This window comes from Rhizobium sp. 62_C5_N11_2 (assembly GCF_051811185.1).
In the GTDB taxonomy this organism is placed as follows: Bacteria; Pseudomonadota; Alphaproteobacteria; order Rhizobiales; family Rhizobiaceae; genus Rhizobium; species Rhizobium leguminosarum.
In genome coordinates, this window is record NZ_JBPWPW010000005.1 from 210,448 (window position 1) to 230,253 (window position 19,806).

At 60.0% G+C, this 19,806-nt stretch carries 21 protein-coding genes and 1 pseudogene; 5 read left to right on the top strand and 17 right to left on the bottom strand.

Annotated elements, in window-relative coordinates; translation table 11 throughout:
• The first annotated feature begins 105 nt into the window (after positions 1 to 105).
• The 4 genes from traA to AB8B31_RS34630 are packed head-to-tail and all read left to right on the top strand — an operon-like array spanning position 106 to position 5,746.
• Positions 106 to 3,417, top strand: a complete 3,312-nt coding sequence (gene traA / locus AB8B31_RS34615) for a Ti-type conjugative transfer relaxase TraA (protein ID WP_096771502.1) — start codon at positions 106 to 108, stop codon at positions 3,415 to 3,417.
• Positions 3,414 to 3,980, top strand: a complete 567-nt coding sequence (gene traF / locus AB8B31_RS34620) for a conjugative transfer signal peptidase TraF (protein WP_088395884.1) — start codon at positions 3,414 to 3,416, stop codon at positions 3,978 to 3,980. Before traA ends, traF begins: the two co-directional genes overlap by 4 nt.
• Positions 3,970 to 5,133, top strand: a complete 1,164-nt coding sequence (locus AB8B31_RS34625; protein WP_088395885.1) for a conjugal transfer protein TraB — start codon at positions 3,970 to 3,972, stop codon at positions 5,131 to 5,133. The genes traF and AB8B31_RS34625 overlap by 11 nt, the downstream gene beginning before the upstream one ends.
• 16 nt (positions 5,134 to 5,149) lie before the next feature.
• Positions 5,150 to 5,746 (top strand): TraH family protein, encoded by a 597-nt coding sequence (locus AB8B31_RS34630; protein ID WP_096771501.1) that lies wholly within the window; start codon positions 5,150 to 5,152, stop codon positions 5,744 to 5,746.
• 182 nt (positions 5,747 to 5,928) lie between these two features.
• Here the strand turns inward: AB8B31_RS34630 and AB8B31_RS34635 are convergent.
• The 3 genes and pseudogenes from AB8B31_RS34635 to AB8B31_RS34645 all read right to left on the bottom strand — a co-directional run.
• Positions 5,929 to 6,141: pseudogene (locus AB8B31_RS34635) on the bottom strand (DUF5615 family PIN-like protein); the annotation flags it as partial.
• Positions 6,138 to 6,770: a DUF433 domain-containing protein gene (locus AB8B31_RS34640; RefSeq protein ID WP_088395887.1), complete on the bottom strand. Its 633-nt coding sequence runs from the start codon at positions 6,768 to 6,770 to the stop codon at positions 6,138 to 6,140. The pseudogene AB8B31_RS34635 and the gene AB8B31_RS34640, both read right to left, overlap by 4 nt.
• Before the next feature lie 101 nt (positions 6,771 to 6,871).
• Complete coding sequence (locus AB8B31_RS34645; protein WP_088395888.1) at positions 6,872 to 7,093, bottom strand: helix-turn-helix domain-containing protein; 222 nt, start codon at positions 7,091 to 7,093, stop codon at positions 6,872 to 6,874.
• 228 nt (positions 7,094 to 7,321) lie between these two features.
• Between AB8B31_RS34645 and AB8B31_RS34650 the strand changes: the two genes are divergently transcribed.
• Positions 7,322 to 7,642: a transcriptional repressor TraM gene (locus tag AB8B31_RS34650; RefSeq protein ID WP_088395889.1), complete on the top strand. Its 321-nt coding sequence runs from the start codon at positions 7,322 to 7,324 to the stop codon at positions 7,640 to 7,642.
• A 3-nt stretch (positions 7,643 to 7,645) separates the two neighbouring features.
• On the opposite strand, the gene AB8B31_RS34655 is transcribed toward AB8B31_RS34650, so the two are convergent.
• The 14 genes from AB8B31_RS34655 to AB8B31_RS34720 all read right to left on the bottom strand — a co-directional run bounded on the left by AB8B31_RS34655 (position 7,646) and on the right by AB8B31_RS34720 (position 19,491).
• Positions 7,646 to 8,350: an autoinducer binding domain-containing protein gene (locus tag AB8B31_RS34655; RefSeq protein ID WP_088395890.1), complete on the bottom strand. Its 705-nt coding sequence runs from the start codon at positions 8,348 to 8,350 to the stop codon at positions 7,646 to 7,648.
• 79 nt (positions 8,351 to 8,429) lie between these two features.
• Positions 8,430 to 9,170: a LuxR family transcriptional regulator gene (locus AB8B31_RS34660; protein ID WP_096764645.1), complete on the bottom strand. Its 741-nt coding sequence runs from the start codon at positions 9,168 to 9,170 to the stop codon at positions 8,430 to 8,432.
• Positions 9,171 to 9,340: 170 nt separating this feature from the next.
• A complete protein-coding gene (gene trbI, locus AB8B31_RS34665; protein ID WP_096771500.1) occupies positions 9,341 to 10,636 on the bottom strand; it encodes an IncP-type conjugal transfer protein TrbI in 1,296 nt (431 codons plus the stop codon).
• Positions 10,637 to 10,647: 11 nt separating this feature from the next.
• Positions 10,648 to 11,088 carry a conjugal transfer protein TrbH gene (gene trbH / locus AB8B31_RS34670; RefSeq protein WP_088395893.1) on the bottom strand — a complete coding sequence of 147 codons (441 nt, stop codon included), beginning with the start codon at positions 11,086 to 11,088 and terminating at the stop codon, positions 10,648 to 10,650.
• Positions 11,089 to 11,090: 2 nt separating this feature from the next.
• On the bottom strand, positions 11,091 to 11,903 hold the full coding sequence (trbG, locus tag AB8B31_RS34675; RefSeq protein ID WP_088395894.1) for a P-type conjugative transfer protein TrbG: 813 nt from the start codon (positions 11,901 to 11,903) through the stop codon (positions 11,091 to 11,093).
• A 17-nt stretch (positions 11,904 to 11,920) separates the two neighbouring features.
• The gene (locus AB8B31_RS34680) at positions 11,921 to 12,583 is read right to left on the bottom strand and encodes a conjugal transfer protein TrbF (protein ID WP_088395895.1); all 663 of its coding nucleotides are present in this window, start codon (positions 12,581 to 12,583) and stop codon (positions 11,921 to 11,923) included.
• Positions 12,584 to 12,603: 20 nt separating this feature from the next.
• The gene (gene trbL, locus AB8B31_RS34685) at positions 12,604 to 13,785 is read right to left on the bottom strand and encodes a P-type conjugative transfer protein TrbL (RefSeq protein ID WP_088395896.1); all 1,182 of its coding nucleotides are present in this window, start codon (positions 13,783 to 13,785) and stop codon (positions 12,604 to 12,606) included.
• Positions 13,779 to 13,979, bottom strand: coding sequence for an entry exclusion protein TrbK (gene trbK / locus AB8B31_RS34690; RefSeq protein WP_081284279.1), 201 nt, complete (start codon positions 13,977 to 13,979; stop codon positions 13,779 to 13,781). The genes trbL and trbK overlap by 7 nt, the downstream gene beginning before the upstream one ends.
• Complete coding sequence (gene trbJ / locus AB8B31_RS34695; protein WP_064843797.1) at positions 13,976 to 14,779, bottom strand: P-type conjugative transfer protein TrbJ; 804 nt, start codon at positions 14,777 to 14,779, stop codon at positions 13,976 to 13,978. The genes trbK and trbJ overlap by 4 nt, the downstream gene beginning before the upstream one ends.
• Positions 14,751 to 17,207 carry a conjugal transfer protein TrbE gene (locus AB8B31_RS34700; RefSeq protein ID WP_096771499.1) on the bottom strand — a complete coding sequence of 819 codons (2,457 nt, stop codon included), beginning with the start codon at positions 17,205 to 17,207 and terminating at the stop codon, positions 14,751 to 14,753. The genes trbJ and AB8B31_RS34700 overlap by 29 nt, the downstream gene beginning before the upstream one ends.
• 10 nt (positions 17,208 to 17,217) lie before the next feature.
• Positions 17,218 to 17,517: a conjugal transfer protein TrbD gene (locus AB8B31_RS34705; RefSeq protein ID WP_064843799.1), complete on the bottom strand. Its 300-nt coding sequence runs from the start codon at positions 17,515 to 17,517 to the stop codon at positions 17,218 to 17,220.
• Entirely contained in the window at positions 17,510 to 17,890 is a 381-nt protein-coding gene (locus tag AB8B31_RS34710) for a TrbC/VirB2 family protein (protein ID WP_064843801.1), read from the bottom strand. Before AB8B31_RS34710 ends, AB8B31_RS34705 begins: the two co-directional genes overlap by 8 nt.
• Entirely contained in the window at positions 17,880 to 18,857 is a 978-nt protein-coding gene (trbB, locus tag AB8B31_RS34715; protein WP_064843803.1) for a P-type conjugative transfer ATPase TrbB, read from the bottom strand. The genes AB8B31_RS34710 and trbB overlap by 11 nt, the downstream gene beginning before the upstream one ends.
• Before the next feature lie 10 nt (positions 18,858 to 18,867).
• Positions 18,868 to 19,491, bottom strand: coding sequence for an acyl-homoserine-lactone synthase (locus tag AB8B31_RS34720; RefSeq protein WP_141399552.1), 624 nt, complete (start codon positions 19,489 to 19,491; stop codon positions 18,868 to 18,870).
• Positions 19,492 to 19,806 lie beyond the last annotated feature (315 nt).

Genomic DNA, 19,806 nt, shown 5'->3' on the forward strand with positions numbered 1-19,806 from the left:
AGCGGATCCGAAGGGCGCAATTATACGTCGCTGGTGCGACGTCCTTGCTTGAGGCCCCTAGCGGGCCTGCCGCTCTTGGACAGAACCTGTTGAAAGAGTTCCGCCGTGGCCGTCCCCCATTTCTCCGTCAGCGTCGTCGCCCGCGGCTCAGGCCGCAGCGCCGTGCTGTCAGCGGCCTACCGGCATTGCGCCAAGATGGAGTTCGAGCGCGAGGCCCGCACGATCGATTACACCCGCAAGCAGGGATTGCTCCATGAGGAGTTCGTCATTCCCGCCGACGCGCCGCAATGGCTGCGCTCGATGATTGCCGATCGTTCGGTGTCCGGCGCTTCCGAGGCTTTCTGGAACAAGGTCGAAGATTTCGAGAAGCGCTCCGACGCGCAGCTCGCCAAGGATGTGACGATCGCCTTGCCGGTCGAGCTGACGCCCAAGCAGAACATCGCGCTGGTGCGGGATTTCGTCGAGCAGTACATCACGGCGAAGGGCATGGTGGCCGACTGGGTCTACCATGATGCGCCCGGCAATCCGCATGTTCATCTCATGACGACCTTGCGGCCGCTGACCGCGGACGGTTTTGGAGCCAAGAAGGTCCCGGTAACAGGACCGGACGGCAATCCGATCCGCAACGACGCCGGCAAAATCGTCTATGAGCTTTGGGCCGGAAGCATCGACGATTTCAACGCGTTTCGCGACGGCTGGTTTGCCTGCCAGAACAGGCACCTGGCGCTCGCCGGCCTCGACATTTACGTCGATGGCCGCTCCTTCGAGAAGCAAGGGATTGAACTCGAGCCGACTATCCATCTCGGCGTCGGCACGAAGGCGATCGAGCGAAAATCAGATGGTGCGTCCGACCCGGTCGAGCTCGAACGCCTCGAACTGCAGGAGGCTCGCAGGGCCGAGAACGCGAGACGAATCGACCATAATCCGAAGCTCGTGCTCGACCTGATCACGCGTGAGAAGAGCGTCTTCGACGAGCGCGACGTGGCTAAGAACCTCCACCGCTACGTCGACGACGCGGATCTGTTCCAAAGCCTTATGGTACGGATCATTCTGCACCCCGAAACCTTCCGCATCGAGCGCGAGCGGATCGACCTTGCCACCGGTATCCGAGTGCCCGCCAAGTACACGACGCGCGACATGATCCGGCTCGAAGCCGAGATGGCCAATCGCGCCATCTGGCTGTCTCAGCGCTCTTCGCATGGCGTTCGCGACGCAGTGCTGGCAGCGACATTCGAGCGTCATGAACGTCTATCTGACGAGCAGAGGACCGCGATCGAACATGTGGCGGGACCTGAGCGGATCGCCGCCGTGATCGGCCGCGCCGGCGCCGGCAAGACGACGATGATGAAGGCGGCGCGGGAGGCATGGGAAGCGGCCGGTTATCGGGTCGTCGGCGCAGCACTTGCCGGCAAGGCGGCCGAGGGCCTGGAGAAGGAAGCGGGCATCATCTCTCGGACCCTTGCATCGTGGGACCTTCGCTGGAACCAGGGCCGTGACCAGCTCGATGGCAAGACGGTGTTCGTTCTCGACGAGGCCGGCATGGTGTCATCTAGGCAGATGGCGCTGTTCGTCGAAGCGGTGACGAAAGCCGGTGCCAAGCTCGTTCTCGTCGGCGATCCCGAACAGCTTCAACCGATCGAGGCTGGGGCTGCCTTCCGCGCCATCGCCGATCGCATCGGCTATGCCGAACTCGAAACGATCTATCGCCAGCGCCAGCAATGGATGCGCTATGCCTCGCTCGATCTCGCGCGCGGTAAGGTCGGCCGGGCGGTCGACGCCTACCGTGCCAATGGCAAGATAATAGGATCGGACCTGAAAGCCGACGCAGTCGACAACCTGATCGCTGCCTGGGACCGCGATTACGATCCGGCAAAGACGTCGCTTATCCTCGCTCATCTGCGCCGCGACGTGCGCATGCTCAACCAAATGGCGCGCATCAAGCTTATCGAACGCGGGGTTCTCGACCAGGGAACCATGTTCAAGACCGCCGATGGCGGACGCAACTTCGCCGTCGGCGATCAGATCGTTTTCCTGAAGAACGAGGGATCGCTCGGCGTCAAGAACGGCATGCTGGCCAAGGTCGTCGAGACGGGACCAGGACGCATCACCGCGCGGATCGGCGAGAGGGAGAATGCTCGCCAGGTGCTGGTCGAACAGCGCTTCTACAACAACCTCGATCACGGCTATGCCACGACCATCCACAAGAGCCAGGGCGCGACGGTCGACCAGGTCAAGGTGCTCGCTTCCCTTTCGCTCGATCGCCATCTCACCTATGTCGCCATGACCCGTCATCGTGAGGACCTGACCGTCTACTACGGCCGTAGATCCTTCGCGAAGAACGGTGGGTTGATCCCGATCTTGTCGCGAAGGAACGCGAAGGAAACGACTCTCGATTACGAGAAAAGTGACTTCTACCGCGAGGCGCTTCGTTTTGCCGAAGCACGCGGTCTGCATCTGGTCAACGTCGCCCGAACCCTGGTTCGCGACCGGCTGGAATGGGTCGTCAGCCAAAAGCAAAAACTTGCCAATCTCGGCGCTCGCCTTGCCGCCGTCGCCGGCAAGCTCGGCCTCATCCGCGGCGCCGCGCAGTCCCCAACCCAAAACAACACCAAGGAGGCAAAGCCGATGGTCTCGGGCATCACAACCTTCGCCAAATCGGTCGACCAGGCGATCGAGGACAAGATCGCCGCCGATCCAGGATTGAAGAAGCAATGGGAGGAGGTCTCGACCCGCTTCCACCTCGTTTACGCCCAGCCGGAAAGCGCGTTCAAGGCAGTCAATGTCGATGCAATGCTGAAGGACGAGACCGCCCAGAAATCCACGTTGGCCAAGCTTGGGTCGGAGCCCGAAAGCTTCGGCGCGCTGAAGGGCAAGACCGGGATCCTCGCCAGCCGCTCCGACAGACAGGAGCGCGAGAAGGCTGGGACCAATGCGCCGGCGCTGGCCCGAAATTTGGAGCGCTATCTGCGCCAGCGGGCGGAGGCGGAACGCAAGTTCGAGGTCGAAGAACGTGCCGTCCGGCTGAAGGTCTCGATCGATATTCCCGCACTGTCGCCAAACGCAAAACAAACATTGGAACGCGTTCGCGATGCGATCGACCGGAACGACCTGCCCGCCGGTCTCGAATACGCGCTCGCCGACAAAATGGTGAAGGCGGAACTGGAGGGTTTCGCCAAGGCGGTATCGGAGCGGTTCGGCGAGCGAACCTTCCTGTCGCTTGCCGCGAAGGAACCCAATGGACAGACCTTCAGTGCCGTCACTTCGGGAATGACGGCCGGACAGAAGACGGAGGTGCAATCGGCGTGGAATTCGATGCGGACGGTGCAGCAACTCGCCGCTCATGAGCGCACGACCGAGGCGCTGAAGCAAGCGGAGACCCTGCGTCAGACGAAGAGCCAGGGGCTCTCGCTCAAATGAAGACATCCGTGTTTGCGTTTGGGACGCGACGCGCTCAAAGGGCGCATGCAGTCGTGCTCTTGGCCTTGGCGGCATCCATCGTTGGCAGCGGTGTTGCTGCCGCAATCGTCGGCGGTTTCCGCATCAACCTGACACCGAGCGAACCCCTCGGCCTCTGGCGGATCGTGGCGCTCGATCGCCCGGCCGCTGCCGGAGACCTTGTCTTCATTTGCCCTCCGCAAACTGCGGTGATGATGGCGGCGAGAGAGCGTGGTTATCTCCGCTCCGGCACCTGCCCGGGCGGCGTAGCGCCGCTCATCAAGACCGTCGTCGCAGTCCCCGGGCAGCATGTTCAAATCGGCGCCCGAGTGACAATCGATGGGCATCCAATCCCATTTTCCGATCTGGCAGAGCGGGACGGCAATGGCCGGTCGATGAAGCCATTTCCCGGCGGCGTCGTGCCCGACGAAAGCGTCTTTCTCCATTCACCGTTCAGGAGCTCCTATGACTCCCGCTATTTCGGCCCCCTGCCCGCCTCCGGAATCCTCGGTCTGGCGCAACCGGTGCTCACCTATGCGCCGTGAGCACCTCCAGCCAACCGCATTGATGGCCGTTTCAATCGTCGCCGGGACGGTGGGATGGAGTGGACATGTCCTCCTTCTCCCGGTCGCGCTCGCGTTTCCGGTTCTCTGGGCGCTTGCGCGAACGAGGCTGACGGCCGCGTTTGTCTCGGCCGGCTATTTTCTCGCTGCGTCACGCGGTCTGCCGCAGGGCGTAGCCACCTTCTATTCGTCTGACCTCTGGCCTGGATTATTGCTCTGGCTCTGTGCGTCCACCGGCTTCGTCATCGTGTACACCGTCCTCTGGACGAAGGAGACGGGTGCTCGTCCGTGTCACTATTTCCTGGCAGCGGCTCTGATGGCCATTCCGCCATTCGGCATCACCGGCTGGGCTCATCCGATCACGGCCGCGGGCGTGCTGTTTCCAGGATGGGGATGGTGGGGGCTGGTTGCCGTGACAGCCGGCCTCATGGGCCTCGTAACCCGCATGTGGCGAGCTGTCGCGATCGTCCTGGCAGGCTTTTGGATCGGGTCCGCCGCAACCTGGGACGAATCGACGCTACCCCAAGGTTGGCAGGGGGTCGATCTCGAAATGGGAGCGTCGTTGGGGCGCGACACTAGCTTGCAGCGTTACCGTGATCTGATTGCCACGGTCACGGATCGGGCATCGGGCGGCGCCCGCTCGATTGTTCTTCCCGAAAGCGCTCTTGGCTTCTGGACGCCGACCGTCGAGCGGCTATGGGTGCGAGCTTTGCAGGCAACTGACGCCACCGTTATCGCCGGCGCCGCTGTCGTAGATGCAGGCGGATACGACAATGTTCTGATCGCCATCTCCAGCGACGGGGCTCGCCTCCTTTATCGCGAGCGCATGCCGGTGCCAGGTTCGATGTGGCAGCCTTGGCGGCCCCTCCTCGGTCAGAGCGGCGGAGCGCGAGCGCATTTCTTCGCGAACCCGGTCGCGACAATTGCCTACAGGCGGGCCGCACCCCTGATCTGCTACGAGCAACTGATCGTCTGGCCCCTTCTCCAATCCATGCTCCACGATCCGGACGTCGTCATTGCCGTCGGCAACGGTTGGTGGACCAAGGGGACGTCCATCGTGGCTATCCAGCGCGCCAGCACAAACGCTTGGGCGCGTCTGTTCGACAAACCCGTCGTTTTCTCCTTCAACACCTGAATGCCATGGAGACCTGATGCTCGACGCCGCTCTCATCCAACAATGCGCCGACCCCTCTTTGAAGCCCGCAATCGTCGAGCAGTTCGTGACCGCGGCGGGCGCAAATGGTCCGCTCGCCGTCACCGTCAAATCAGGTGGCCGATTGATCCTCGTTCCGAAGGCGACAACGCAGGATGAGGCGATGGCGATCGTCCGGCAGTATGTCGGCCAGGCGGTGGTGCGTGTCGGCCTGACGCAGTTTCCGGCTGGCGTCGGTGTGAAGGACGCGGCTGATCTGAAGCCCGATCTCGTCGATCCTTGCGAAAACCTCCGCAAGGGAACGGCTATGTTTGCCAAGGTCTTGCGGATTGTCGCCAAGTGGTACGGCAATCCGAAGAACGACGATGTCTTCCCGCAGATCTTCGACGATGCGGTCTATGCCTGGAAGACCGGAGAGTTCGAGGGGGTGAGCGTTTTTCAGGCGGAAGATCCTGGGAAAAGCGTCACGATCGACAACGTGTTGCCTGCACACCAGGACAAGGCCACCGTCGACCTGCCGCCTGCGGATACAGATGCCGAAAGCGTCGGATCAGCGGAGATGCGGATTGACCTGTCGAGGATTGGGGGCAAATGATGCCAAATGAAGGCCGCTAAGCCTCCGGAAGCGAATAGCGCGTGAGAACAGCGTCCTCGCCATCGAGGGTCACTTCGATGACTTCGTTGACCATAGCCTGCTCTCCCGCCAAATCCTGCAGTATGAGGGGCAAACAATTCTCGTTGCTGCGCGGGAAGCACCTGCGGGACAATGATCACCAGGCCCGCATGCAATTCCTCTTTCGCGTACAGCTTCCGGAAGTCGCGGGCGTTGTTCGTCACGAACGTGAAATCCTCCTCGATGATCCGAGGCATCAGATCCCAGTCGGTTTCGCCGCTCAGTCCCAGCCAGTTCACATGAAAACAATCGTGGCCATGCGCTTGCGCTACGGCCACAAGCGATGTGTGGAGGCATTCATCGATAAGGAACTTCACGAGGTCGAGCCGGAGGGTTTGGGAGCGCTGTCGTTTCGAAATCGCAGACGCTTCACGGATTTCACCGTCAGGCCCTGTTCCGAAAGCTTCCGCGGCCGGCCCCTGCCGGGATGGGCCGCAGCCCAGATCTCGGCAAGGTCCACCATACGCTCGGTGACCGCAGGATAACCCTCGACGATTTCCGCGGTACTTGCGCCCTGGGTCTTCATCGCGGCAATCGTTCGCACGGGAACACGGGTTCGCTTGAACACCGGCTCGCCGCCCACGACCCCTTTCACGCTTTCAATCATTCGTTCGGCCTCTCGAAGCGCCTCGGCCCGCGCGGCCAATTGTTCTCGTGCCCGCGCAACGTCGATAATGAGATAGTCGTCTGCCCTAACAGTTTCGGCATGCGGGTTCTGGTCGATCGTATCGAATAAGCGCTTGCGGCGCTCGGCAGACAAGATCGATCCGACGCCGTACCAGAGCTTCAACCGAAGCAGATCCTCATCGGTGAGCGCTCGACCCCGGCTGCCAATGAGATGCGTCGCGATGATCCGCTTGTCGATCGCATTGTGCACTGACTTCACAGCGATCTCGCTGACAGCCGCGGCCTCGGCGGGCGTGTAGGCGTGTGAGGTGTCGGTCATAATCATTCTCCTTGTGGAGAATATATAATGCAGCTGACATCGCCCGTAAAGATTGACGGAGCTTCTCGATACCAGGGACCCGTCAGACCAGTAAGGAGGGGTCACTTCTTCTCCGGCGGCCGCTTCAGCAGATCAGATGCTTCTACTTCCAAAATCGCTGCTAAGCGGTCCACCACATCGATGCTCGCATTGTAGACGCTGCGCTCGAGGGAGCTGATGTAAGTGCGATCGATATCTGCTCGAAAAGCAAGCTCTTCTTGCGATAGGCCTTTGGCCAGCCGCGCGGCTTTCAGATTTCGTGCAAATACCTCTCGAATCTCCATGATCGAGAGAGCATCGGCTTGTAGAGTATTTCACCACGGAGTATTCTCTACAAAGACATTCCGTTGACGAATCAAGATGATGCAGCAGCGTCAGAAAGTTAGTTTCGCGCGAGTGCTGAGCCGCTCAAAATACGAACTCCCTCCCATCCTGTGACGATCTGGTATTTAATCGCGAGCGTATGCGGCCTCGGGTCTTGACGTCACAGTATGCAATTTGAGGAGACGGGGATGAAGGACGCCAGCTCATCCGGCGCAGACGACAAAAATGGAAGACAACTTCGTTACAGTTCAGCGCGAAAATCGGATTTGGAGACGCTGGCTGTTTCGGCGATCCGCGAACACCGTCGGCTCCTCGCAGCCGATCAAGCCGTATATGACGAGTGGGTTCTCGCCAGTGACGACCCGTCGATCTCCGGTTCGGTGCTTCAAGCCCTTCAAAACGAACACATCGCGCGCCAGAAGAAGTCCGAGAACCAGCAAGAGGAACTCTCGAAAATCCTGGACGCGCTCGGCTACGTTCCGGACGTGCCACTTGAGAGTGACGGATAAACGTCAGACCAAGCCGCGATCCTTGGCAATTGCGACGAGCTGCGGCACGGACTGGGCGTCAAACTTTTCACGCGCCTTGTCGAGATAGTGTTGCACGGTTCTAGCATTGATGCCGGTGAGCACCGCCGTCTCGGGTGCGGTCTTTCCCTTCGTCGCCCACATAAGGCACATCACTTCACGCGGTGACAGCGTTTGCTTTGGGGCGAGGCGCATCTTCGCAGCGATGAACCTCAATTGGTAGTGAATGACCATCAAAGCCTGCAAAGCTGGAAGTGTTTGCTGCAATTCATGGAAATCTGTTCGTGCCTCCGATGTTGCAAACGTCAGCATCATGTGTGAACCGAAACTGCCGTTCAGCCCGATTGTGACGCCGCGACGGATCCCGTGATCGAACGCCTGATCTCGGAACTTTCGAAGTTGGGACATGCCTCGAGCCGGCCAATCATCTGCGGTCCAGACAAAGGCCTCGCGTCGGCGCCTGGCTTCAGTTACGACTGGATCGATGCGTGAATAATGATTGGCTAAATATGTTTCTTGCCATTCTTTTGGATAGTTGTTGAAGGTGCGAATTTCGGTGCCTGACGCGTCGACATAAGCATATCGCTCAAGCCCGAATGCATTGCCGTAGTTACGCAACGCTGTTTTGATCGCTACCTCATCTTGCGACGCCTCTATCGTATCGATCAAATTCCTCAACGCGTCGTTCAATCCCACTCTCCCTCTGTTCGTCGGGCTGTCCGAACATGCAGCGGGAATGCGCGGAGATAAATCCCCCGGACTGATACCCCTAGGTTGGGGTACCCAGATGAGGAGTGATGAGGTTCAGGTGTACTGCATGGGCTATGGCGGCCGACAATGTGGGGCAACCCAGCTTATAGCGTGCCGATTTCAGGTAGCCGCGCGTCGTATGCTCGGATAATCCCAGAATCTTGCCAATGTCCTTGCTATCTTTACCGCGCGAGGCCCAATGAAGGCACTCGATTTCCCGTGATCCTAGCGCAGGCACGGGATCATTCTCTCCGTGGAGTTCGAACACTGCTTTGCGGTGCAGAAGGAATCCGAGCTCAAGCCACTCCGGTAAAAATTGGCGCTCGATGAACGCCCACTCATCATCGCTCTTCTGGGAGTTGATCGAAAGGAGCGAACGACGCGATTTGTCAACAATCGGGATAGAGACCCCGTTGCTCCCGATTCCGTGCAGCTCGGCATCGACCATGAACTCCTGCGCGGTCTCGGCAATATCAATCTCGCGCCAATCGAAAGGCAGCTGTCGAGAAAAACCCTCTCGAATGATTGGATCGACGTTTATGTAGTCGTTAAGCAGATAGCGCGAAACCCAGCTATCGGGATAGGTGGTTCGTACAAATGGCGCGTCAACGCTATCGACGATTGTCCTCGCAAGATGGAATGTGACGAAATCAATGGGATAGTGCGATTGGAATTCATCCAAAGCGGACGCCACTGTCGCCGCATTTTTCATCGCGCTGAAAGCGTTGGGATAGGTTGGCGAATGCTCGTTTTCCTGCATGCTTCTTTCCGTAACAGTCATTATCGTTTGCGGGTTAGTGACCCCAGAATCGCCGAGCCAGTCGCTAAATGCAACCCCTAAGGGCGGAAAAAGCCCATATACTGTGGAAGCCGCTATCGTCGCGAGTATTTTTGGAGCATGTGCAGTGATAAGAGAATTCATCACAGTTGCTACCGTCGATAAGCTTGCGGAAAAATAATATCCTGATCGACGAGCACGTTGAATTTGTAGCCCGGGCGGATTTGGATCGTCGGCTGGACATTGAGGTTCTTCGAGATCGTCTGCTCCGCGACGCGCCCGAAGCTTTCCGCGAAATTCCGCCTAGCCGCATCGGACGCCGTGTCCTGCGTCGCAATCGTCGAACTCTCCGGCATCGACATGTCGATCCCAGTTCCGATCAACGCGACGAGTGCTGCCGAGCTCCAGGTGCGCCAGAGATGCCGATCGACCTTGTCCTTGAAGCCGCCATATCCCTCGGCGTCCGTGCCGGCCATGCCGCCGATCTGCAGGGTCGATCCATTAGGAAAGATCAGGTCGGTCCAGACCACGAGGACACGCTCCTGGCCGAACGAGACTTTGGAATCGTAACGGCCAAAGAGCTTGGCACCCTGCGGGATCAGGAGCCGATAGCCGGTGGCGCTGTCATAGACGTTCTGGCTGACCTGCGCGCTGATGCGCCCCGGCAGGTCGGAGTTGAGGCCGGTGATCAAGGTGGCGGGAATGACTGAGCCACGCTTCAGCTCATACGGCGACATCTGCGGCACGACCTGGTTCGGCAGGTAGCCGAGATCCTTGATGTCCTGATTGAAAAAGTCCTCCTTCGACGTCTGCCCGTTCTGATCGACGTTCTGTCCCATCAGGCCGGATTTCATGGCGGCGGCATAAAGGTCTGACGCGCTGTTTGCTGCGATATTTGTCGGCTGACGGCCGGTGTCGTTGGTGGAGTTTGCGGCCTTCTCGACGTCGGAGATGTCTACCTGCAACGGCGATTCGAGCGCCGTCGCGCGAGCCTGGAGACGTGCCATCCGTTGGCGCTGGGCCTCGCGCATATATTGTTCATCCTCCTCCCGTTTCAGGCGAGCCTTCCACTCTTCCTCTGACTCGAGCCTTTGGCGACGGTCTTGTCTCTCCTCAGGTCGGCGCTCGACGACCGGTTCCTGCGTCTCCTTTTTTTCCACCACGACGGGTGTCGGCTGAAACACCTCCTGCTTTTCTGGTTCACCGATAATGCCATCCGTGACACCCCGCTTGAGTTGGTCCCCGAAAGTCGTCGCCGGTGTGTTGGAAGCACCCTCGATGTCGCCACGATTGAAGGAGAGCCCCCGCAGCGATAGACCAATCACGACGACGCCGATGAATAGCACGATGACGATGATGGCGACGATGATCGGCAGGCGGTTGAGCCGGCGCATGCCATTCTGATCGTCGGCTTGGCTGGGCGTGCCAAGCTGGAGCGACTGGACCATGTTTGTCTCCGTCAATTGCGCTGCATGATCGAAAGCGGACTGGCCGGCGTGGCGCCGGCCTCTGTCGGCGTATAGGCGCGGCCAAGAGCGATGGAAGGCGTCGAGAGCCGCACCAGCACCTGCCCGTCGAAGCCCTCGATTGCATAATCAAGTTCGACCGGCTTGACGTCTTTGGCCGTTTTGCCGTCGGTGGCGACTGTATAGCCCCACCCTTTCAGGGCCGCCTCAAGGGCGGTCGCGAATTCAGACGTATCCTTTTCCATTTTGATCGTGTTCGTAGCACCGGCCGGGCCGATCTGTTCAGCCAGGCGACTTGCCATGTCGCCGGCGATGGCGCTTGCAGCCGGTCCGGTGACGGCCACAGGCGTGGAACTGGTGGTCAGTGCGTCGCCCGCCGTTTGGCAGCCGGAGAGCAGCGCGACCGCGATGAAAAACGCGAGAAGCCTCCGCATGGTCAGCCTCCCCTCCGGATCCTGATCTTCTGTTGCCGCCAACCGACGCCGGAAACGAGGATCGCCTTGTCGATCGCATAGTCGACGGTCATCACGTCGTTCTTCATCCGATAATTGACGATGCGATTTTGACCGCCGGAGACGACGAAGAGCACCGGCGCGTCCTCGCCGGAGATCGATTTCGGGAACTGGATGTAGGTCTTCACCCCGTCCGAATAGACCCGTTTCGGTTTCCAAGAAGCACTGCCGCTGATCGAATAGGAAAAATTCAGCTTGTCCGGCGCGGCGCCCGGAATGCCACCGGTTTCGAGACGGGCGTTGATGTCGGCGAGCTTGGTCGACACGTCTTCCGGATATTCGAACCCAACGCGCGCCATGTACTGGCTGGGGTGGGACTTGAGCTGGATATGATAGGTGCGCCGCGATGTCGTCACGACCATCGAGGTAACGAGCCCAGGTTCGGAGGGTTTGACGATCAGGTGGATGGCCTGCCCGCCTGTCGCTCCCGACGTCGCAGGCTCTACCTTCCAGCGCACGGTGTCGCCGACGAGGACGTCGCGGACGATCTCGCCACCCTGAAGTTCGATGTCGCAGACCTGCAGCGGCGAGCAGACGACGGACGGCTGGGTCTCGCCGAACAGAAAGATCACCTTGCCGTCCGGACCTGTCGTAACCAGTCCCGGCGTGCCACGCCACTTTCTGGAAAGATTTGTTCCCCTGACCTCATTCGTCGTCATGCTTTGCGCCTGCGCGCCCGCCGCAAGCAAGAGTCCGGCCATGCAGCCGGCGGCTGCGATCAATCCCGTTTTTTTCATTGAAAGAATCCCTGCCCTTAAAGCTGTCCCGTCCAGTCAAAATCCCGGACGTAGAGGCCGATCGGATTGAGGCGAATCGTCGCCTCATCCTGTGGCGCGGTGAGCGTCACCGTTGCGATCCCGCGGAAACGGCGTGTGCCGGTTTCCTTGCCCTTGCGGTCCCGCTCGTATTCCGTCCAGTCGATCTGATAGGTCTGGTTCGAGAGCGCGACGATGTTGTTGACCTCGATGGCAACGGTCGAGGACTTCGCCTTCTCGAATGGAGAATTGCCTCGAAACCAGGCGTTGACCTTCTCGGTTGACGGGTCGGAGGTGCGAAGAAGGGCGTAGGTGCGGTCGATATATTGCTTCTGCACCACCGCATCCGGCGTGATCGAGCGAAAGCTTGTGACGAAGTTGCCGAGTGTGGCGCGCACCACGCGGACATCGGCATACTCGATCTGCTCGGGAAAGCCTGCCGTGACTGCGGCTCCGAGCTTGTCGACCTCGACGATGTAAGGCACGAGCCTCACTTGCGTGCTCAGATACATCGCGTAGCTGAAGCCGATGACGGCCATGACCAGGCCGAGGACACCGACAATGCGCCATGCGGCTGCGGCCTTCACATAGGAGCCATAACGTTCGCTCCATTCCTGGCGGGCGGCAAGATACGGGTTTTCCGGGGCGCGGTTCGCTGCCATTTATTCTTCCCTTGTCTCGATTACGGTTTGTCGTTGCGTTCGGGAGGAGGTTTCGGTCCGCTATGACCGCCGCGCTGTTGATCGAGCTTGGCGTTGGCCAGTCCGAGAATGGACCCCGCATAGGCGCCGGGCGAACCGATCGCCTTTTCCTTCGCGGCCGATCCGGCTGCTTGCGCGCCGGAACCGAAGCCTGCACCTATCCCCCGTAGAGCGGCACCAGCGACGGATGAACCGCCAGCTCGTGCGGCTTGAGCGGCCGCAAAGCCCGCGCCGGCAGCGCCGGCAGCGAGGAAGCCAGCGCCCGCGGCGAAAGAGGCCGCCTGCCCGCCGTGGCGGATCGCTTCCATTCCTCCGGAAACCGATGCGCCCTGGACAACGCCTTGAATGATGTTCGGGACATACATGGCGATAATGAAGACCACGACGGAAATACCGGCGATGGCCAAGGTGGTGACGAACTGATCTGACGAGGCAGTCGGAGCTTGAGCGAGGCCGAGCAGCACGTTCGATCCGATCTTGGCGATCATCACCAAGGCCATGAGCTTCATGCCGACGCCGAAGGCATAGACGAGGTAGCGAACAGCAAAGTCTTTCGTGAAGGAAGAGCCGCCCAGTCCGAGCATGATCATGCCGGCGAGCAAGCCGACATACATTTCGACCATGACCGACACGAAAATAGCCGCAACCAGCGAGAAGCAGATGACAACGATGCCCATGGCGAGAACGGCGGCAATCGCGAGCGCATTGTCTTCGAACACCCCGAACTGTGCTTGTTGCGACATTTGGGAGGCGACGCGGATGCCTGCATCGAACACTTCAGCGGGCGAAGCTGAACCCCCGCCGGCGCCAATCTGGAAAAGGCTGTCGACTACTGCTCGCGCAAAGGTCGGACCTTGGGTCAGAACGAATGCGAAGAACCCGATGAACATGATCCGCCGCACCAGTTCGGCGAACCAGCTGTCCAGTGAAGCTGACTGTATCGCCAACCAGACGGCGGCAATGCCGATCTCGATCGTTGCGAGAATCCAGAATAGGGATTTCGCCGCCTCCATGATGGTGGTCTCCCACCCCTTCGCAGCGGACGAGACCTGGTTTTCCAGTTCCGTGAGGACCTGTCCCTCCTGCGCAAATGCGGGAACTGCATAGGCGAGGAAGAAGAGGCCTGTAATCAGGAACGAACGCGCAACAGTTACCTTCACCATCTCGGGCGCATCTCCTGGCCTTCCTTGATCGGCGGCAGTTCCTTGTCGGAGCCGAAGAATTTTTCCCGGACGGCGCGCTGCTCCTCGGTTAGCGCAGTTATTCCTGTGTTTCGCGAATTGAGGATTAGCACAGTCGCTGCAGACGATGCAGCGGCGGCAGCCACCAGCAAGGCAATCAGGACGGGGCGGCTCACCATCGCGGTTCCATTTTCTGGCCTTCCGGAACGCTCTTGACCTCCGCGTTGAAGAACTTTTCCCGCCGCGCCTGCGCCAGGTCCTTGTCGGTCTGTTCCGTCTGAAGCCAGGTTCCCATCATTGTCATCTGTTGGGAGACGAGACCGCGAAGCTTCTGCATTTGCGCGACTTGCTGGGCGGCGATCTCGTGGCCGACCTGCAAGGCCTTCATCTGCCCGTCAGCCGTTTCGGACATCGACCTCAACGACGACATCGAATCTTCCTCGCTATCGAACTGGTCGGCCGTGAGGCTCGCCGCTTTCAGCGAGCTGGCGATTGTGTCGCGGTTGGTGTTCGACCAGGACTGGTAGGTCGAGGAGAACGTTGCGTTGTCCGGCAAATTCGTCTTGAGATCGGCATAACTCTGAAAGCGCTGCTGAAGAACGTCGTCCGCATTCCCCATCGAAAAGGCGATGCCCTGTCCCTGGTCGACGATACTGCGCAGCTGGTTGAGATCGCTTTCGACCTGACCCCAGACATGGTGAGGAAGCTGCGCAGTGTTTTGCAGCATGTTCTCGTAGATCTTCAGCTGGTTCTGGATCTGCTCTGCAAGCTGGCTGATCTGGGTCAGTTGATTGTCGACCTGGATGCCGGAGCTTTTCATGAGATCCACGAGCTGCGCATTGTTGGCGAGCTGCGTCCATTCGGTCGCAGCGCCGGTGGCTGTACCGGCTTGCACTGAGCCTGCAGCTCCGATCACGAGAGCGGCGGCCGCCAAGCGGGCAAGCCATCTATTCGTACTTGAGTAGCGATGCGGCATCGTGAACTCCTCTCGTTTCAAGCCAGTGGATCGGCCAGTCGCGGCCATGTTCGGATTTCAGCGCGCGGATGCGTTTGAGGTCCTCTTTGCCCGACGCGCCGACGAAGCTCAGGGCGACTGGCCCAAGCGACATGTCGAAGAGCCGCCGGCCTTCTGGCGTGGCGACGTAGTATTCGCGCTTCGGCATGGCGGTAGCGACGATCTCGATCTGTCGCTCGTTGAAGCCGATGCTCTCGTAGAATTCTCGCGTGCCCGACTCACGGGCGGCGCCATTCGGAAGGCAAATCTTGGTCGGGCAGGATTCCTTCAGCACGTCGATAATCCCGGACCGTTCGGCATCGGAGATCGATTGGGTCGCAAGAACGACAGCGCAATTCGCCTTGCGCAGCACCTTCAGCCACTCGCGAATCTTGTCGCGGAATACAGGATGGCCGAGCATCAGCCACGCCTCGTCGAGCACGATCAGACTGGGGGACCCATCCAAACGCTTCTCAATTCGACGGAACAGGTAGGTCAGCACTGGCACGAGATTTCGCTCACCCATGTTCATCAGTTGTTCGGTCTCGAAGGTCTGGAAGGCGCCGAGCGTGAGGCCGTCCTCTTCCCCATCGAGAAGCTGGCCCATTGGACCATCGACGGTGTAGTGATGCAGTGCGTCCTTGATCTCGCGCAGCTGCACGCCGCTGACGAAATCAGACAGCGACCGACCGGATGCGCTCGCCATCAGGCCGATCTGCCGAGAGATGGCGTTACGATGATCGGGGGTGATGGTGACACCCTGCAGGCCGACCAGCATCTCGATCCATTCTGTCGCCCACGCCCGGTCGGCGTCACTTTTGAGTTCGGACAAGGGGCAAAAGGCCAACGCCCTTTCTCCCTCCGCACTGTCACCACCGATCTCATAGAGATCGCCGCCGGCTGCATGCGTCAGGGGCAGAAGTGAACTGCCTTTGTCAAAGGCGAAGATCTGCGCATTTTCGTACCGGCGAAACTGTGCCGCGATCAGGGCGAGCAAAGTAGACTTGCCTGAACCGGTCGGCCCGAAGATCAGCGTGTGGCCGACATCATCGACGTGCAGGTTCAGACGGAACGCTGTCGAGCCGCTCGCGACCTGCATCAAGGGCGGGGAATTCGGTGGGTAAAAGGGGCATGGGGAGACCGGATTTCCGGACCAGACGGAGTTCAGCGGAATCAAGTCGGCGAGATTGCTGGTGTTGATCAGCGGCTCACGGATGTTGCAATACCAGTTGCCTGGCAAGCTACCGAGATAGGCGTCAGTGGCGTTGAGCGTTTCGATCCGCGCCCCGAAACCTTCCGCCTGGATCAGCCGGCGGATCGCTTCGGCCTTCTCCTGGAGTGCTTCGCGATCGCTGTCGAACAGCACGACGACCGGTGTGTAATAGCCATAGGCAACCAGCTGCGATGAGGCCTGCGCGATGGCGTCCTCAGTCTCGGCCACCATGGTCATGGCGTCCTGGTCGACGGATCGACTTTGTGTCTGGAATATCTGGTCGAAGAACGGCCGAACTTTCTGTTGCCATTTCTTGCGTGTGCGTTCGAGCTTCTGTCGGGCCTCCTCGGCATCGAGAAAGATGAAGCGCGATGACCATCGGTAGGTCAGCGGCATCAGGTCTAGGCTGTTCAGAATGCCCGGCCAGCTTTCGGCCGGCAGACCATCGATCGCAACGACGCCGAGGAAACGGTTTTCGACTTTTGGCGTCAGCCCGTGTTCGAGCTCTGCGGTGGCGATCCAGTCGAGATACATGGGAACATCGGGAAGCCGGATTGGATGGCTTTCCCCGGTGGTGCAGAATCGGGCGAACTGGAGGAGCTCGTCATATCGGGCAATCCTCTCCCCTCCCCTTTCGACCGTTTCGCGGGTTTCCATTCGTCGGATCGAAAGTGTGTTGGCAAAATACTGCTCAAGCTCTCGCACCGCGTTCTTGAACACGAAGAGCACAGTGTCCGCGTAGGATTTCTTCCGGCTTTCCTCATCCGAGTAGATGTATTTGCTGAGAGCAGTCTTCCTGGACTCGAGCGGCCGGTAGGTAAGGATCAGCGCATGCTTGCTCTCGAAATGCCCCTGCTCGCGTGCGAAATGCGCCCGGCGCTCGACATCGATCGCACGGGTCACCGGGTCAGGGAAATGGCAACGGTCTTCCGAGGGATAGTCGACCGTCGGAATGCGGATGGCCTCGACCTGGATCATCCAGCCACTTCCAAGCCGTGACAGAACGGCATTGATCTGCCTCGACAGCTCGTTGCGCTCGAGGTCGGTCGCGCTTTCGGAGTCCGGGCCAGCGAAATACCAGCCGGCCATCAGGCTTCCGTCCTTCAACAGGAGGACACCATTGTCGACGAGGCCGGCGTAGGGAACGAGATCGGCAAAGGATGGGCCGGTCACCCGGAAGCGTTTGAGAGCTACCATGGCCGCCTCCTCAATACCGCCGCCACGGCGAAGTGGTCGCCTTGTAGTAGGGCTTGTAGGAAATGTGCCTGATATAGACTTGCCGCGTCAGCGGGTCGGACTTCGCCATCATTCTGAGCAGCCCGACGATCACGACCCATACAGCGACGCCGAAGAGCGCCGAATAAACAGTGAGGACGACGAAGATCAGGATCACCGCTGCAAGACCCGTGATCAGCACCAACTCCCGGTCGGCGCCCATCAGTAGGTTCGGGCGCGAAAGCGCGCGGTGGATTCGGTTGCGCCGCAGGCCGGAAAGGGACTCAACCATGATCGCCCTCCCCTCCTCCGTTCGAAACAATTGTGATCTGATCGTCCGTCAGCCCGATCGAAGCGCCCGTCGCACCGAACAGGCCGACGATGTTGGTGGCGCCGAGCAGGATGCCGGCGACGAGAACGACGTACACAAGTCGCCGCGCGAAATCGTTGAGCTCGCCGCCGAAGATGAGCATGCCGCCGGCAATGGCCACGGCTGCAAGCGCGATCGCACCCGCGACCGGACCTGTGATCGACTCCTGGATCTGTTGCAGCGGCCCTTCCCATGGGAGGCTGCCGCCGGAGCTGGCAAGCGCCGGCGCGACCGAGGCAAGAACGATTGGCACCGCCCAGAGCGCGGCAACGATGAGAGCATGCTTACGCGACATGGCGCGCCTCCTGTTCTTCGGTGAGCTGATCGGATTCGATCTCGTACCGTCCGTTGATGAACCGCTCGACTTGGATGATGTCTCGAACAAGACGCCCACGCGGCGTCCGTTCGATCGAGATAACCAGGTCGACGGCCTCTCCGATCACCTCGGGCATCGGCTGCTGGCTTGCTTCGGCCGTCAGCTGTTCAAGGCGACGCAGCGCCGACATGGCAGTGTTGGAGTGAACGGTCGCCACGCCCCCGGGGTGGCCGGTGTTCCAGGCCTTGAGCAACGTCAGGGCCGCGCCGTCGCGGACTTCGCCAACGACGATCCGGTCGGGACGCAGCCGCATGGTGCTCTTCAAGAGCCGCGCCATATCGATCGTATCGCTGGTATGGAGGAGAACGGCGTTTTCGGCCGCGCATTGGATTTCCGCGGTGTCTTCAAGAATGACCAGGCGATCCTCCGGCGCAGATTTGACGATCGCGTCGATCACAGCGTTTGCAAGCGTCGTCTTGCCCGAACCGGTTCCTCCGGAAATGATAATGTTAAGCCTCGCGGAAATGGCGCTGCGGATCGTCGATGCCTGGTACTCGCTCATGACGCCGGTGCGGACATAATCTTCGAGCGGAATGAGGCGTGACGCGCGGCGCCGAATGGTAAAGGCAGGCTTGGCGACGATTGGGGGCAACAGACCCTCAAAGCGGTGGCCGCCGATCGGCAGCTCGCCGGAGATGATCGGCTGTTCCGTGTCCACTTCGGATTGAAGCGCATGCGCCACGGTCCCGATCACCATCTCCGCGGCGGCAGACGACATCTCGCCGGCGGGCGCAACGCCGTGACCGAGGCGTTCGATGAACAGCTTTCCGTCCGGATTGAGCATGATCTCGACAACATTCGCGTCGTCCAGCGCCACGCAGAGCTGATCGCCAAGCGCTTCTTGCAGTTTGCGGACAAGCCGCGGGTGGGAGCGAAGCTGGTTCACGGATTTCTCCTTAAGCTGCCTGGCTGAGAGGGGTGAGTTCAGAACGGTAATTGGAAGGGCGGAGGCTGAGGAACGTCGCCGCATTGGCGGGCAGGACCCCAGCCACGGCCATCGTCACGCCGATCTTCTTTGGCTCGCCCAAACGCTTGAGCGGCCATCCGACGCGAGCGAGGATCCGCTCGAACCGAATATCGGTTACCGTGACAATCTCGGTGTAGCCATTCGCCATGCACCATTCGATGATGCCCGCGAACATGGTCAGCGTGGCTTCGTGGACGAAGCCGTCCCCCCTCCCCTCCGCGAGAGCCGTGTCGACGCAGAAGCGAGAACTCTCGATCATCGCGGCATGACCGTTGAGTCGACCGTCGGGGAGAAGCGACGGAAAAACGTCGGCTACCATTGTCGGACCAAGCGTGGGAAGGAGCCTCACGCACCCCGCCAGTTGGCCCGTCTCTGCGATGGCGAGAACGTAGGTCGGCCGAAGCGCGTCAAAATCATCGGACCCACACCCCGCCGTCACGTTGACTTCCCAGCCCAGGCGATCGGAAAAGACCCGCGCACGTAGCTGATAGTGGATGTGAAGGAGGTGCGCCTCTAGGATCGTCCGAGGCGTTGAGATCGCGAGAATCTGCATGATTTTCTCCGTCGTTTGTTGGACGGCCGGAAATCAGCACAGATTGGAATCGAGGGGCAATTGTAGGATTCAACATGCGCGTTGCGAGGTGAGTCGCGGTTCAAGGGGGGTGTGGTGCTACAGAACCTCCGAATCTCCTTGTTGTTATGCTGTTCGGATTTGTAGGATTCACAGGAGAACAATCCGGGATCAAGGACTCGGTGATGTGAGCTAACTTACGGAGCAAAAAAGCAAAAACCCGAATAGCTTCATGCAGATTGTCCCCAGTCGTTAACGTTCTGTTAACCCTAAACTTCTGGACCGGTTCGGAGAATC

Coding starts and splice junctions, on each gene's coding strand:
- AB8B31_RS34720 (WP_141399552.1), bottom strand. CDS start 19,491: ATGCAGATTCTCGCGATCTCAACGCCTCGGACGATCCTAGAGGCGCAC.
- trbG (WP_088395894.1), bottom strand. CDS start 11,903: ATGAAAAAAACGGGATTGATCGCAGCCGCCGGCTGCATGGCCGGACTC.
- AB8B31_RS34680 (WP_088395895.1), bottom strand. CDS start 12,583: ATGGCAGCGAACCGCGCCCCGGAAAACCCGTATCTTGCCGCCCGCCAG.
- AB8B31_RS34700 (WP_096771499.1), bottom strand. CDS start 17,207: ATGGTAGCTCTCAAACGCTTCCGGGTGACCGGCCCATCCTTTGCCGAT.
- trbI (WP_096771500.1), bottom strand. CDS start 10,636: ATGGTCCAGTCGCTCCAGCTTGGCACGCCCAGCCAAGCCGACGATCAG.
- traF (WP_088395884.1), top strand. CDS start 3,414: ATGAAGACATCCGTGTTTGCGTTTGGGACGCGACGCGCTCAAAGGGCG.
- AB8B31_RS34710 (WP_064843801.1), bottom strand. CDS start 17,890: ATGTCGCGTAAGCATGCTCTCATCGTTGCCGCGCTCTGGGCGGTGCCA.
- AB8B31_RS34640 (WP_088395887.1), bottom strand. CDS start 6,770: ATGACCGACACCTCACACGCCTACACGCCCGCCGAGGCCGCGGCTGTC.
- AB8B31_RS34650 (WP_088395889.1), top strand. CDS start 7,322: ATGAAGGACGCCAGCTCATCCGGCGCAGACGACAAAAATGGAAGACAA.
- AB8B31_RS34705 (WP_064843799.1), bottom strand. CDS start 17,517: ATGGTTGAGTCCCTTTCCGGCCTGCGGCGCAACCGAATCCACCGCGCG.
- trbJ (WP_064843797.1), bottom strand. CDS start 14,779: ATGCCGCATCGCTACTCAAGTACGAATAGATGGCTTGCCCGCTTGGCG.
- AB8B31_RS34630 (WP_096771501.1), top strand. CDS start 5,150: ATGCTCGACGCCGCTCTCATCCAACAATGCGCCGACCCCTCTTTGAAG.
- trbL (WP_088395896.1), bottom strand. CDS start 13,785: ATGGTGAAGGTAACTGTTGCGCGTTCGTTCCTGATTACAGGCCTCTTC.
- AB8B31_RS34625 (WP_088395885.1), top strand. CDS start 3,970: ATGCGCCGTGAGCACCTCCAGCCAACCGCATTGATGGCCGTTTCAATC.
- AB8B31_RS34645 (WP_088395888.1), bottom strand. CDS start 7,093: ATGGAGATTCGAGAGGTATTTGCACGAAATCTGAAAGCCGCGCGGCTG.
- trbH (WP_088395893.1), bottom strand. CDS start 11,088: ATGCGGAGGCTTCTCGCGTTTTTCATCGCGGTCGCGCTGCTCTCCGGC.
- AB8B31_RS34660 (WP_096764645.1), bottom strand. CDS start 9,170: ATGCAGGAAAACGAGCATTCGCCAACCTATCCCAACGCTTTCAGCGCG.